The organism is Rahnella sp. NRRL B-41462 (assembly GCF_003263525.1).
In the GTDB taxonomy this organism is placed as follows: domain Bacteria; phylum Pseudomonadota; class Gammaproteobacteria; order Enterobacterales; family Enterobacteriaceae; genus Rahnella; species Rahnella aceris.
The window spans coordinates 1-14,086 of sequence record NZ_JYDF01000028.1 but is presented as its reverse complement, the minus strand read 5'-3'; the positions used below and the strand labels follow the sequence as shown (position 1 = coordinate 14,086).

General features: G+C 53.5%; 11 protein-coding genes and 1 tRNA gene. 5 read left to right on the top strand and 7 right to left on the bottom strand.

Annotated features, from left to right (window positions below; translation table 11 throughout):
• Positions 1-243: 243 nt before the first annotated feature.
• Complete coding sequence (gene acrD / locus UC14_RS08060) at positions 244-3,399, bottom strand: multidrug efflux RND transporter permease AcrD (protein WP_112197530.1); 3,156 nt, start codon at positions 3,397-3,399, stop codon at positions 244-246.
• 343 nt (positions 3,400-3,742) lie between these two features.
• Between acrD and UC14_RS08055 the strand changes: the two genes are divergently transcribed.
• Both UC14_RS08055 and nudK read left to right on the top strand, forming a co-directional pair.
• Positions 3,743-4,033 carry a helix-turn-helix domain-containing protein gene (locus UC14_RS08055; protein ID WP_112197529.1) on the top strand — a complete coding sequence of 97 codons (291 nt, stop codon included), beginning with the start codon at positions 3,743-3,745 and terminating at the stop codon, positions 4,031-4,033.
• 70 nt (positions 4,034-4,103) lie between these two features.
• Positions 4,104-4,694 carry a GDP-mannose pyrophosphatase NudK gene (gene nudK, locus UC14_RS08050; RefSeq protein ID WP_013576538.1) on the top strand — a complete coding sequence of 197 codons (591 nt, stop codon included), beginning with the start codon at positions 4,104-4,106 and terminating at the stop codon, positions 4,692-4,694.
• Between the two features lie 56 nt (positions 4,695-4,750).
• On the opposite strand, the gene UC14_RS08045 is transcribed toward nudK, so the two are convergent.
• A complete protein-coding gene (locus UC14_RS08045) occupies positions 4,751-5,926 on the bottom strand; it encodes a hypothetical protein (protein WP_013576537.1) in 1,176 nt (391 codons plus the stop codon).
• Between the two features lie 255 nt (positions 5,927-6,181).
• Between UC14_RS08045 and UC14_RS08040 the strand changes: the two genes are divergently transcribed.
• The gene (locus UC14_RS08040) at positions 6,182-7,249 is read left to right on the top strand and encodes a DUF1176 domain-containing protein (protein WP_037036947.1); all 1,068 of its coding nucleotides are present in this window, start codon (positions 6,182-6,184) and stop codon (positions 7,247-7,249) included.
• A gap of 100 nt (positions 7,250-7,349) precedes the next feature.
• Here UC14_RS08040 and ybcJ read toward each other — a convergent pair whose 3' ends face one another.
• Both ybcJ and folD read right to left on the bottom strand, forming a co-directional pair.
• Entirely contained in the window at positions 7,350-7,568 is a 219-nt protein-coding gene (gene ybcJ, locus UC14_RS08035) for a ribosome-associated protein YbcJ (protein WP_013576535.1), read from the bottom strand.
• A gap of 32 nt (positions 7,569-7,600) precedes the next feature.
• Entirely contained in the window at positions 7,601-8,473 is an 873-nt protein-coding gene (folD, locus tag UC14_RS08030) for a bifunctional methylenetetrahydrofolate dehydrogenase/methenyltetrahydrofolate cyclohydrolase FolD (protein ID WP_013576534.1), read from the bottom strand.
• 185 nt (positions 8,474-8,658) lie between these two features.
• On the opposite strand from folD, the gene UC14_RS08025 reads away from it, so the two are divergent.
• Together UC14_RS08025 and UC14_RS08020 are read left to right on the top strand one after the other, a co-directional pair.
• Positions 8,659-9,570: an L-lactate dehydrogenase gene (locus UC14_RS08025; RefSeq protein ID WP_112197528.1), complete on the top strand. Its 912-nt coding sequence runs from the start codon at positions 8,659-8,661 to the stop codon at positions 9,568-9,570.
• A 146-nt stretch (positions 9,571-9,716) separates the two neighbouring features.
• A tRNA-Arg gene (locus UC14_RS08020) sits at positions 9,717-9,793 on the top strand.
• Between the two features lie 137 nt (positions 9,794-9,930).
• On the opposite strand, the gene UC14_RS08015 is transcribed toward UC14_RS08020, so the two are convergent.
• The 3 genes from UC14_RS08015 to UC14_RS08005 all read right to left on the bottom strand — a co-directional run.
• Positions 9,931-10,578, bottom strand: coding sequence for a phosphatase PAP2 family protein (locus UC14_RS08015; RefSeq protein ID WP_112197527.1), 648 nt, complete (start codon positions 10,576-10,578; stop codon positions 9,931-9,933).
• A 536-nt stretch (positions 10,579-11,114) separates the two neighbouring features.
• On the bottom strand, positions 11,115-12,773 hold the full coding sequence (locus tag UC14_RS08010) for a ShlB/FhaC/HecB family hemolysin secretion/activation protein (RefSeq protein ID WP_112197526.1): 1,659 nt from the start codon (positions 12,771-12,773) through the stop codon (positions 11,115-11,117).
• 3 nt (positions 12,774-12,776) lie between these two features.
• Positions 12,777-14,086 (bottom strand): MBG domain-containing protein (locus tag UC14_RS08005; protein WP_305000111.1); only part of this gene is annotated, 1,310 nt, incomplete at its 5' end.

Genomic DNA, 14,086 nt, shown 5'->3' with positions numbered 1-14,086 from the left:
AGAGCAAGAATTAGGTCACTGGAAAGACTTTATCGACCGTATGTTGAAAGCGTAATTGCCCACATCGTTACCGACAAAGCAAAGAAAAGATTTATTCTCAGTGCAGCACGTCATTATAAAAAACGTTTGTTCAGGAAGACCATTACGTTGCATTTAGCGACGATTCTCACAGCCAGTAAATCATGAATAAAAAAGGCGTTAATGTGAATTAACGCCTTTTTTGTTGCCTGCGATCCGGCGTTTTTACCGGTGTTCGGCGGGGACTGTTTCCACGATATCAGCAATTACCGGTGCAGTGTGTTTGCCCGGGAAACGACGGCGAATCAATACAAAGAACAGCGGTACGAAGAAAATCGCCAGCACCGTGGCGGAAATCATCCCGCCGATCACACCGGTACCGACGGCGTGCTGGCTGCCTGAACCTGCCCCCATGCTGGTCGCCATCGGCAGAACGCCGAAAACAAATGCCAGCGAGGTCATCAGAATCGGACGCAGACGCATTCTGGCGGCTTCGAGCGTGGCCTCCAGCAGTTCCTTCCCGCGAACATTCAGGTCATTGGCAAATTCGACAATCAGAATGGCGTTCTTCGCTGACAAACCGATGATGGTCAGCATACCGACCTGGAAATACACATCGTTTTCCAGCCCGCGCAGCCAGGTGGCAATCACCGCGCCGAGCACGCCGAGCGGCACCACCAGCATGACGGAGAACGGAATGGACCAGCTCTCGTACAACGCCGCCAGACACAGGAACACCACCAGCAGGGAAATCGCATACAGCGCCGGTGCCTGAGAACCTGACAGTCTTTCCTGATACGACAGACCTGTCCATTCCAGACCAATACCCACCGGCAACTTCGCGACCAGTTTTTCCATGTCATCCATCGCAGTACCGCTGCTGATGCCCGTTGCCGGTTCACCGACAATTTCCAGCGCGGAATAGCCGTTGTAACGCTCAAGACGCGGCGAACCTGTCAGCCATTTCGACGTGGCGAAAGCGGAGAAGGGCACCATGGTTCCGGCGGAGTTTCGCACATACCAGCGGTCAATATCGTCCGGCAGCATGCGGTATTGTGCAGCGGCCTGCACGTAGACTTTCTTCACACGGCCACGGTCAACGAAGTCATTGACGTAGGTTGAGCCCCACGCGGTACTCAGCGTGCTGTTGATATCAGAGATAGCCACGCCCAGCGCCTGCGCTTTCACCTGATCGATATCGATCTGCAACTGCGGGCTGTCATCCAGACCGTTGTGACGCACGCGGGTCAGGTTGCTGTCTTTGGATGTCATGGCCAGCAACTGATCGCGCGCCGCCATCAGCGCATCATGACCAAGCCCGGCGTGGTCCTGTAATTCCATATCAAAGCCGGTGGCGCTGCCCAGACCGTTGATTGCAGGCGGGCTGCTGGCGATCACGCGGGCTTCGGTTATCTTGTTAAACGCTTTGGTCGCCCGCTCAATCAGTGCAAAGGAAGAATCGTCGGTGCCGGTGCGTTCATCCCATGGCGTCAGGCGCACGAACATACGCGCAACGTTTTGCCCGTTACCGCCGGGGCCAGCACCGATGGTTGAGAACACCGAAAGCACGTCTTTCTTATCTTCAGTCAGGAAATACTTTTCGACCTTTTCCACCACTTTTTGTGTCTGCTGCAGCGTTGAACCCGGCGGCAACTGAACCTGAACAGTGAACACGCCACGGTCTTCCATCGGCAGGAAGGAGGTGGGCAGTTTGATAAACATAACGGCCAGCAAGGCGACCAGTGCGGCATATCCCAGCATATAACGCAGGCTGTTACGCAGAACCCTCGCCACGCCATTTTCGTAGCGACGCGCGTTGCGGTCAAACATGCGGTTAAACCAGCCGAAGAAACCGCGTTTACCGTGATGATGTCCCTGCGCGACAGGTTTGAGAATGGTCGAGCACAGCGCTGGTGTCAGCGTCAGCGCGACGAACACTGACAGCACCATCGCCGAGACAATGGTGATGGAGAACTGACGGTAAATCGCGCCGGTAGTGCCGCCGAAGAATGCCATCGGCACGAACACCGCCGACAGCACCATGGTGATACCGACCAGCGCACTCTGAATTTGTCCCATCGATTTTCGCGTGGCCTCTCTGGGGCTGAGGCCTTCTTCACTCATCACGCGCTCGACGTTTTCCACCACCACGATGGCATCATCCACCAGCAGGCCGATGGCGAGCACCATCGCGAACATCGTCAGAGTATTGATGCTGTAACCGAACTGATGCAGCACGGCGAACGTCCCCAGCAAGACCACCGGCACGGCAATTGTCGGGATCAGCGTAGCGCGGAAGTTTTGCAGGAACAGATACATCACCAGGAACACCAGCACGATCGCTTCAAACAGCGTTTTCACCACGTCGGTGATCGCCGCTTTAACAAACGGCGTGGTCTCGTAAGCGATTTCGGCTTTCAGACCGTGCGGATAATAGTGAGAAAGCTCATCAAGGCGCGCACGGACGGCTTTGTCGGTTTGCAGTTCGTTGGCACCGGACGCCAGTTTAACGCCCATCCCTGACGCAGCCTGTCCGTTATAACGGCTGAGCAGGGCGTAGTTTTCCGCGCCGAGACCGATGGTGGAAACATCCCCAAGTTTGACCTGCGAACCGTCCTGATTCACTTTCAGGGTGATCTGGCGGAACTGTTCCGGCGTCTGTAACTGTGCCTGGGCATTAATGGTGGCATTCAGGGCCTGAAAATCCACCGAAGGTGCGCCGCCGAGCTGACCGACAGCGACCTGACTGTTTTGCGCTTTGATGGCGGTGACCACATCGGCGGTGGTCAGCTGGTAATTATTGAGCTTGTCCGGATCCAGCCAGATGCGCATCGCGTACTGTGAACCGTAAGCATCAATGCTGCCGACGCCGGGCACGCGGCTCAGCGGATCCTGAATGTTGGACGCCACATAGTCGGCGATATCCTGCTTATCCATGCTGCCGTCGGTGGAGACAAACGCCACCATCATCAGGTTGGTATCACCGGTTTTTGACACCGTCACACCCTGCGTCTGCACGTCCTGCGGCAGGCGTTTCAGCGCCTGCTGCAACTGGTTTTGCACCTGTTGCAGCGCTTCGTTGGGATCGGTACCGGCGGTAAAGCTCAGGGTTATCTGCGACTTACCGTCATTACTGCTTTGCGATGACATGTACATCAGATTATCGAGGCCGGTCATGTTCTGTTCGATAATCTGGGTAACGGTATTTTCTAATGTTTGTGCTGATGCGCCGGGATAGGTTGCAGAAATCCTGACGTTTGGCGGAGCCAGATCGGGATACTGTTCAACCGGCAGAAAATAGATAGCGAGTGCGCCGGACAAGGAAATGATGATCGCTAAAACCCAGGCAAAGATTGGGCGATCGATAAAAAAGTTAGCCATGCTTCAGGAACCTCGTTGTCACTCTGGCGTGAGTAACTAACATCAGCAAACAAACAGAACGTCAGTAATCTGACAAAAAAATCCCCTGAGCGCTATTTTCTCATAGGCAGTCTCAGAGGCGGAACCGTCCCGACGGGACTGAGCAAGTGTTAGAGTGGAGTTCTACGTCAATGCACTTTACCTTCTCATGTCGCATAAAACGTGGAGAAATAAAGGAGATAATGTAAAAAAAACCTCCCTGTACACAGGGTTATGCCGCAGACAGATTCGCTGATACCGTCTACGCTTTGACAGCCTGCTTTTTTATGACACGCATTCGTATGTCCACACTGGAGCCGTTCAGATGAGTTTGATGTTAAATTCGGTTTTCGCCCGTCGTCTCTACCTTTGCTGGTTGCTGGACTCTGAACAAAAACCGAACGTACCAAAACTGATGGAAATCACCGGCTGGCCGCGCCGCACCTTGCAGGACGTACTGAAAGCGCTACCGGGTATGGGTGTCGAACTGGAATTTGTGCAGCAGGGTGTGCGCAATAATGACGGTTATTATCAGCTTTCCGGCTGGGGGCCGCTGGATGCGAAGTGGGTTGAACGCCATCGGGAACAACTGCTTAATGCAATTGAGCACGGCTGAATCTGGCGTGCGCGGTGTAATGCCGCTATGATGTCTGGCTTCTCTCACCCTCTGAGCGGAGGCACGCTTTATGTCATCTGATGACAAGTCATCCCGGATCGAAAACGTTCAAAACCAGTTACTCTCTGATAACTGGTATGTTCTTCGCAAATACACCTACGATTTAATCAAACGTAATGGCGAACGCCAGCCGCAATCCCGTGAAGTGTATGACCGGGGAAATGGCGCGACTATTCTGCTTTATAACCGTCCTAAAAAAACCGTTCTGCTGATCAGACAGTTCCGTATGCCGACCTACGTCAATGGCAACCCGACCGGTATGTTGCTGGAAACCTGCGCCGGTTTGCTCGACAACGATTCGCCGGAAGATTGCATCCGTAAAGAAGCCATTGAAGAAACCGGTTTTGCAGTGGGCAAGGTAGATAAACTGTTTGAAGCCTATATGTCGCCGGGCAGCGTGACCGAAATCGTGCATTTTTTCGCGGCAGAATACGATGAGTCGCAGCGTCAGAACGCCGGTGGCGGCGTGGAAGACGAGGACATTGATGTGCTGGAGGTGCCGTTTACCGAGGCGCTGGCGATGATCAAAGATGGGCGCATCAGAGATGGTAAAACCATTATGTTGCTGCAATATGCGCAGATTCAGGGCTGGCTGGCGTAAAGATGACCGGCGAAAATGCATCTGAGGCAAAGGCACCCGCGGGTGCCTTTGTTATTTCAGTGTTCCAGGTTTATTGCGGTGCTGCCCGCGTGGCCTTTCATGGCAGACCATGGCAGAACGGACCATTCCGGGCCTTCGCATGAACGCATGACACGGGCAAACGTCGGATCAAAATACAGCCCTTTTTGCGTGAAATACCAGGCCGGGAATTGCCAGACCGACGGGTCTGAATAATCACAATCGTCTTCGCTTTCTTCCGTCGGCTTTTTCATCTGTTGCGGATAAGCCGCAGTCAGTTGTTTCACCAGCCACGGCGCCCATTTCTTATCGCGGTACTGCGCGAAGGTATCGAAATCCACATCGTTTTTACCCGTAAGGGCGCGATCTTCAGCATTCAGATAGTGGAACGGTGCGCCATCGCCCACCCAAATCACATCTTCCAGCGTCAGCGTTTCTGCGGTTTTGGCGTTCAGGTTGATCGGCGCTTCGCCGAAATCAGGATGCGCACCGCCGCAGTCATAAGAGGTAAATACGCTGATGCTGACCACATCGGGACTCATGAACTTCGGCGTCACCGTTTGCTGATATTCTCCCTGACCAAAACGGCTTGCCCCGAGCATACAGGCATGCCAGCCGCTGACTTCCTGCCATAGACGGGCGCGCAGCTTCTGGTTAATGGCTGGTAAACTGGCTTCCGGATAACCGGAGACAATCTCAAAGAAACTGATTTTTGATTGCGGTTCCGTCCACCATTGCAGCTGATAGCCCATGAAGTTTTCGTTTTTGCCCGCTTTCAGTTGCAGCGCGGATAAACGCAAATACTCGTACGGATCGGTGTGGATCAGCGAACTGAGATAGCCGTCGTCCGTGGCGGCTGCCGGTAACTGCGCGGGTTGCAGCTTAACCGGCAGTGTTTTGCCCTGCGGGTTGGTCCAGTTGCCTTGCCAGTCACCGTTTTCATCTTTGGTCAGCGTCAGTTCAGGGCGCGGTGTATCGTCGAAATCATCCAGACCTTCCTGTAATTTCAGTTCCTGACCATCCAGCGCTCCGTTGAGCGGCAGATCCAGACGGTATTTTTGGTAGAAATACCGTCCGGTCACTTCGTCAGGTTTATTTAAATCGAGTTCGACGACAATGCTGGTTTTACCCAGTGTGCCGGCGTACACCACCGGAGGCTCTTCAGCCAGCGCCGGCAGTGATAACAGCGTTATCATCAAAATCAATAACTTCATCCGTATCTCCCAGAGAAATGATCTTCATCCTTTTCGCCATTATTGTTTGTTTTTGGCTCAGCCAGTGTACTGAAAGTTTCCCTGCGTCACCATTGCGGCTTCTCGTATGTCATGAAAAATTATTGTCTGCCGCAAACCCTGCGGGTGGAGTATCTCTTTATAATTTCGGGTAAAAAATGCTGCATTGAAGGCAGTCTCCTGGCGAGGGTTACGCTATTATCAGAAAGATAATTTCGAACAGAGCTGAAACTTATAATGTGCAGATGGATAACCGCCCCTTTATGCCTGCTGGCCACCATGCTGGCTTTTAGCGCCCAGGCTGAGCCGTTGCAGGCTATTTATAACGACTGGCAGGTCAGCTGTGACAACCTGAATCACTGCGTCGCGCGTAATTCGCAGGACGGGCAGGAACTGGTAATGAAAATCACCCGTGAAGCCGGGCCGGAAGGGAAATCCTCCGTCAGCATTGATTACCAGCGTAACAGTGATGAGCAGACGACGGATGCGCCGGTTGCCAGCCGCTTGCAGATGAACGGTAAGACACTGAGTTTTAATCACCGTGAATGGGATGTCAGTAAAAAACATCTTTCCACCACTAACCGTCTGGTGGTGAATGATTTTATTGCCGCGATCCGCGAAGGCAGCAGTATTCAGCTGGCAGTGAAAGCTGACCCGGCTCAGCCCGTTAAACCGGAAGTTTCACTGAAAGGGATCAAAGCCGCGTTGCTGGCCATTGATGCGCAGCAGGGGCGCGTTGGCACCAAAACGGCCTGGATTAATCGTGGTGCGAAACCGGCGAATACCGTGCCGCCCATTCCTGCCACGCCGGTTCTGCCGCGTTTCAGTGAACCGCATGCATTATCCGAAACTGAGATTTCGGCCATCACGCAGAACGCCGCCGCCACCATTGAGAATAATGATTGCAGCCTCGACCCTTCCGAACGGGAAGTGCATATTTTCGCGCTGAGCAACGATAAAGCCCTGATGACTGTCAACTGCGACATGGGCGCGTATAACCTGTATGCGCTGGGCTTCCTGGTTTCGCGTCAGGCGCCTTATAAAATGGACAATCTGGCGCTGAATATGCCGTTCAAACTGGGCGAAGATGATGATTCGCCGGAACTGATCAACGCTGATTTCGACCCGAAAACCGGTATGCTCTCGACTTACGATAAAGGGCGCGGCATCGGTGATTGTGGCGTGTCTTCACGCTGGGTGTTTGATGGTAAACAGTTCCGGCTGGCGGCATTTGCCTCTGAACCCAGTTGTGACGGTTACAGCAGCGGTGGCGAATGGCCGGTGTTGTGGGTGACGCAGCAGTAATTTGCCTTCGGCCTGTTCACTCTGCCGATAAATAAAAAAATGCCCTGTGAGCTTTCGCTTGCAGGGCATTTTCTTTTGTCGTGCAACGCTACCGGAAAGATTATTCGGACGCTTTCACCACGACTTTGTTGCTGGCGAACTCGACGTTCATATCAGCAACGATTTTGCAGCGCTTACGGGTTTCGACTTTACCGTTGACCTTAACCTGGCCTTCGGCAATCACTGCTTTCGCCGTACCGCCGCTGTCACACCAGCCCATAAATTTGAGCAGATCGCACAGTTCAACGTGCGGGTGTTTTTCGAGAAAGAAAGTTTCCATGTATTCCTGACTTTTTGTGTAGTGCAAAGGGTTTAAGACTTACTGGCGCTGACGTCATGATATTCCTCGCACGCCTGCAAGGTATTCTGAATCAGCGTCGCGACCGTCATCGGGCCAACACCGCCCGGCACCGGTGTGATAAAGGAAGCTCGCTCGGCGGCGGCATCATATTCCACATCGCCGACAACTTTACCACTTTCCAGACGGTTAATACCGACATCAATGACAATCGCGCCCGGTTTAATCCATTCGCCGGGAATAAAGCCCGGTTTACCCACAGCGACAACCACCAGATCGGCATTCTCAACATGATGGCGCAGATTTTTGGTGAAACGGTGGGTGACGGTGGTGGTGCAACCGGCCAGCAGTAATTCCATGCTCATCGGACGGCCCACAATGTTGGATGCGCCAATCACCACGGCGTTCAGGCCGAAGGTTTCAATACCGTAACGTTCTAACAGCGTCACAATGCCGCGCGGCGTACAAGGGCGCAGCGTCGGCGCGCGCTGGCACAGACGGCCGACGTTATAAGGATGGAAGCCATCGACGTCTTTATCCGGATGAATACGTTCCAGCACTTTGATGTTATCGATACCGGCAGGCAGCGGAAGCTGAACCAGGATGCCGTCGATTTCGCTGTCGTTATTCAGTTTTTCGATCAGGTCCAGCAACTCACCTTCCGTGGTGGTGGCGGGCAGATCGTAAGAGCGGGAGATGAACCCGACTTCTTCACAAGAACGGCGTTTGCTGGCGACATAAATCTGTGACGCCGGGTTTTCACCGACCAGCACCACGGCCAGACCGGGCGCACGCTTTCCTTCAGCCAGTCGTTGTTGAACACGCGCTGCAACTTCGCTTCTGACTTGCTGCGCAATCGTTTTACCGTCAATAATCTTTGCTGCCATCAGGGAATAAATCCATTAATTAATAAATGCAGGGGGATGCGCCTATTTTGTCAGAAGCCGCGGGCGCTGTCAGGCGTTGAATGCGAATAACTTGTTATCTGCGGATGAGAATTTAACCTGCGACAGTGGCGAAAAAAGTGTCTATTTTAGGTATGACTCTTTTTAAATCATAAGGAAAGAAACAAATGACACGCAAAGTGGGGATCATCGGTGCCGGTCATGTGGGCGCTGACGTTGCATTCTCTCTGGTCACGCAGGGGCTGTGTGACGTGATTGTCTTGCTGGATGAAAACGAACCTAAAGCGGCCAGTCAGGCGCTGGAGTTGCGGGATATGGCGTCGCTGACGACCTCACGCGTGCAGGTTATCGCCAACGACTACAGCGAACTGCATGATGCTGATGTGCTGGTCATCGCCGTCGGCCCGAAAACCTTGCTGCGTGAAGATCGTCTGGAAGAACTTGCTGAGACCCGTGCCGCCGTGCGTGAAGTGATCCCGCGCGTGATTGCCAGCGGCTTTGGCGGCGTGATCGTCAATATCACCAATCCGTGCGATGTCATTACTCAGATTATTCAGCAGACCAGTGGATTCCCTGACGCACAGGTGTTCGGCACCGGCACCTCGCTCGATACCGCGCGCATGAAACGCGTGGTCGGTGAGTTCTTCGGTTTCGATCCGAAAAGCGTCACTGGCTACGTGATGGGCGAACACGGCGAATCACAGTTTGTGGCCTGGAGCACCGTGACACTTGGCGGCTGTCCGGTGGCAGAACTGGCAGGCGACCGTGACGTCGACTGGGCAACAATGAACGACGCTGTGCGCGGCGGTGGCTGGGAAATCCTGCAAGGCAAGGGCTGGACCAGTTTTGGCATCGCTACTGCAACAGCGCGGCTGGTGGATGCCATTTTGTCCGACGCCCGCAGTGTCTGGCCGGTGTCTGCCCTCGATGAACAACTGGGCGTTTATATCGGCCAGCCAGCGGTGATTGGTAAAAAAGGTATCGTACAAACATTACGACCGGAACTGACGGCTTACGAAGGTGTCGCTTATCACGCGTCTGCCCGCGTGATTGCTGCCGCGCTGAAATCCGAAAAATAGCCGATACTGATCACATAACGTTGCAAGACAGTCCGGGAATATCGGCAAATTGTTCAGGCATTAAGCAGTGAGTTCGAAAGCCATTGACTCATCCCGGTCTGCCCGTATAATCCGAACCCGCAACGCTCCCGAAAGGGACAAGCAATGCGCCCTTAGCTCAGTTGGATAGAGCAACGGCCTTCTAAGCCGTAGGTCACAGGTTCGAGCCCTGTAGGGCGTACCATTTCAAGTCAACACACCTCTGCTGAATTCGCCTTTTCTCCTTTATACTCCCTGAAATTACTGAATTTTTCTGTCCCGGGTTCTATCGAAGTCAACTCAGTTATACCCAAATCAAGTGGTATTGTAAGTATCTCTGCTTTAGTTCCACGCGCTTTTTGAGATTTCCGGTTTCTCAGCCATAAGCCGATATTCTTCCCGCGTCCAGGGTTGTTTGCCTGTGATTTGCGTAGCGATATGTTCGAGAAGCTGCTGTGTGGGTGCTTTCTTGCCAAAGCTCATCAGTGACAGAGGGAGAATAAGCAGAATAGCTAATGGAGTGAATGTGAAATAGCGCATGTTGCGGTCGTGTTGTGTATATAAAAAGGTTACGCTGCAAAGACTGCCGAGAATTAATCCTGAGATCACTTCGCTGACGGAATGAGCATGCAGTGCGAGCCGGCTGATACCCACCATAATGGCAATGAAATACCCAGCAGTAATCATCAGCCTGCGTCCGTCAGGTTGAAAACGTTGGCCTATCAGCCAGAACATGACCGGCCATAAAGTGGCTGACATCGTGGTATGCCCGCTGAAGCCTGTAAAATTAAATGTACTGCTGCCAATGCCCCAGGCGAGAAACAACAGCTTTGAGATGCTCACCGCGAGGCCAGAAATACCCAGTATAATCAGCCAGATTAATGCTGTGACTGGGTTGTCAGCCTTCCATAACATAAATAAAGCGAGGGTTATTCCGGTTGGCAAAATGAGCATGCTGTCGCCAAAATAGGTCAGGATATTCCAAAGCAAAACGTAGCCCTCGACGATAAATAGTAAATTTTTAAAAAGAATCAATCGGTAAGTGTATCAGCAGGTTTTTTTTACCAAAAGGGATTAGCTTCTCTCATTTAATTTTCAGACTGCAACCCGATTTATTTCTGTAGGGTGAACTCACCCTTGGAGTATCAGCCGCATATTCTGGCGCTGCGATAAAAGTATTAAAGAAACGCAATGAAGACCAGGCAGAACTTATCGCTACTTTGTCTGAACGTTTGAAAGCGAACGAAACAACGCTTGTCATCTTTCTGCATGTTGGGATGTGTGAGCGGGGCTATATGCGGTAAGTTAATGATTTATTCCATGGTTCTTAGAGATTCTAAGCCGCAGGTCACAGGCTCGAGCCCTGTAGGGTTCAGGTCAATAGACGTCAACTGACGTCTATTTTTATGCATGAAATTCAGTGGGTTAGCAGGTTTTAGCGCTTCATGGTTCAAGCTGATTTTACCTATATCAACCGACATCAAGTACTATCTGTTGGTACATGTGTTGGCATCGTAAACATCCCCTCAAAACGTACGACTAGCCTGTGCCCACACCCGGGGCGTGCGATCCGTGTCGCTTTGTGCATCGGCATTACCCAGTTTCCATGCCGCGACCGCCATCAGATGCCAGTTGCCGGCAGACAATGTCGAGCCCACACCCGTAGCAGAAAGGCTGCGGTGATTTTCGCCGTCAGCCCAGGTGTCTTTGTTCAGCCGTACTTCGCCATGATCGACGAAGGTGAACAACTGCACCATCTCGGTCAGTGCGTATCGCAGTTCGGCGCTGGTCACATACCCCTGGTCACCCTGCGCTTCGCCTTCCGGATAAGCCCGTACGCCATACGCGCCGCCGAGGCTGATTTTTTCAGAGGAATCAAGGTTGCCGTCAGTCCATTGGCCCTGGAACTGACCATAAAGACTGATCCGATCCGTCAGGCGCTGCAGGCGCACGATGCCAGGATTGATCTTCTGAAAGGTGCCGCGAGTCCTGGCTGTGAGATCATCCAGCACTTTGTCTTGCGGGTTATCCAGCGTCAGGTTGCCCTGGCTCCAGGCCAGCGAGAATGCATTCGAACCGCCACCCAAAAAATTGTCGCGGGAGTTGCCGTTGAGACTGGCAGTCACGACATGCGACTGTTTGTGACTTTTATAGTCGTAAAGATCGATGTCATCTCTTAAGCGTTTGTCATCGAATTGCAGTTGCGCAGTCAGGCTGAAATCCCGGAGGCGAATCAATGGCTGCTGCACAAACACGCTGGCAATCTTCGCGTTACCCGAAGCATCAAGATTGTCAAAGTTCCTGGCTAACTGATAATTCATGTACGAGTAAGCGACACCGACTTGCGTCGCCCACGGACCGATCGGCAACTGATACGCCGCCCGGAAGTAATGCTGATCTTCATCAGAACCCATGATCCGCATGCTGGCCTGATCACCCATGCCTGACGGGCTGGCGAGGTTCAGCGTACTGCCCAGACGGTATTCACCGGTGAAGCGGTTGCCATAGTTGTCCAGATCCACCTGACCCGAAACCATCGGCGCCGAGCGGGCATCGACCACCAGGTCGCTGGCACCCACGGCGGTACCGGGTTTCAGCGTGGACCGGACTTCAACGCCGGGGATTTCCTGAAGCAACAGCAGACTGCGTTCCAGAGGGCCGGCGCGCACCGCTTCACCGTTTTTCAGCGCGCGGAGCGGCGCAGCCAACGTGCCGTCGCTGATGCGCGAAGCGTTATTAAGCTTCACTTCGCCAAAATGACCTTCGAGGACGGCAATGGTGACGACGCCATTCTCCACGTCCTGAGCCGGCAAATAAGCCCGTGCCAGCGGGTAATTTTTCTGTCGATAAAACAGGGTGATACGCCCGGCCGCAGCCTGCAACTCACCAAAGCTGACCGTGCGATTTTGCAGATCAGCCAGCAATGGCAGCAGATCGGCGCTGCTGATCGCCTGATTGCCTGTCAACCTGAATTGCGCAACCTGCATCGTTGGCCCGCGGGCAGTCGGATGAGTGTCCGGCGTGTCGGGAAGGTTCAGTTCCAGCGTCTGGCGCGGCGGTAAAACCGGCGGTTTAGTTTGGATCTCACGGATTGACTGACCCGCGTCCGGCACAATTTCAGCCCGGGCCGTACTGGCAGTTAACGTCAGGAGAGCCAGGGCAATGGGAGTAAGACGGATACGCATAAATCAAAGTCCTTCCGGAAGGCGCAAGCCTTGCTCAATTACGCTATAGAGGCCGTCGGACGGCAACTGCACCGCCAGAGACGTGGTGGGGGTCGGCAATTTACGCAGAGGTTGGGTGGTCACCGCCGCTATGTTTTCGGGGGCACTGAGCAAGCTGAGCAATTGGTTTAGCGGCGTTACACCGATGTTGAACGTACCGTCAGTGAAAGCGATGGCGTAATTGCTGTTGTTTAGCGAGCCTTGTTCAATCCTGTACTGACCGGCTGTTTCGCCAGCACTGCGCGTCAGATTGCCGTTGAGGTGGTCACCGTTAACCAGATTTCCATTGGTGAACCAGGTCAGTGCCGGGTCGCTGGTGTTGACGATTTTGCCAAGGTTGTTAGCAATAACGGCCAGGGCGCGGGGAGCGACGATCCATTGGCCATCGGATGTTTGAGTCACGCGGTAATTGCCATTGGTCAGTACGCCCTCCACGCGCACCACATGGGTGCCGACGTTGGTGGTGCCGCTAATGCCTGTGCTGCTCAAACCGCTCAGTACCGACACATCCTGGCCGTTGACCAGGCCGATGGCGCTCAGGGCTGGCTGAACAGGGGTCGCGCCGTACGTTGAACTGCCACTGCTGGCCGCCACGGTGATGTTTCTGGCATTGACAGTTAAGTTTCCGTGGCTTGCAAGTGCGACCAGGTAACCCTGCAAACCGCTTAAAGTACCCTGGCTTGCCAGGATGGCGTAACTGCCTGCACCCGCAGTAGCCGCTGTTCCCGTTGAAGATATCGCTAAAGTGCCCGCTACCACGTTAGCCAGGGTATCGGCTGCAAATGCTCCTGTAACCCCGGCACTTACTCCAGAGGTTGTATACGCAGAGCTGACATCTGCCGTATCACCATAGGTCTTGCTGACATTTGCCGGGGTGTAGGTGACCGTCGGTTGATAGCGGAACACGTACCGGTTACCGGTTACGGAGCTCGCCGGAAGGGTATTAATGCTGGCATTCCAGATAGCAGTATTGTTGCTGTTCAGTCCGGCAAAGGTACCGGTGGCGGGGGTATTGGAATAAATCACCCAGTGGTGTCCGCCGACAGTTGAGGCGGTAACGGCATGACTGCCCGCGTTGTTAATAAAGGCACCCGTGGCGGATAACACCACATCAGACCCGCTGACATGCTCGCCCAATGCGATGGTCAAATCCCCTGCGACGCTCACGTTGCTGTTGCCGACCGCGCTCAGGGATTGGTCAAAAATGAAACTCCCGGCCCGGGTGAATTGCACATTCCGGTGGCGTTCAGAACCACTGGCGATCGAGGGTAAAC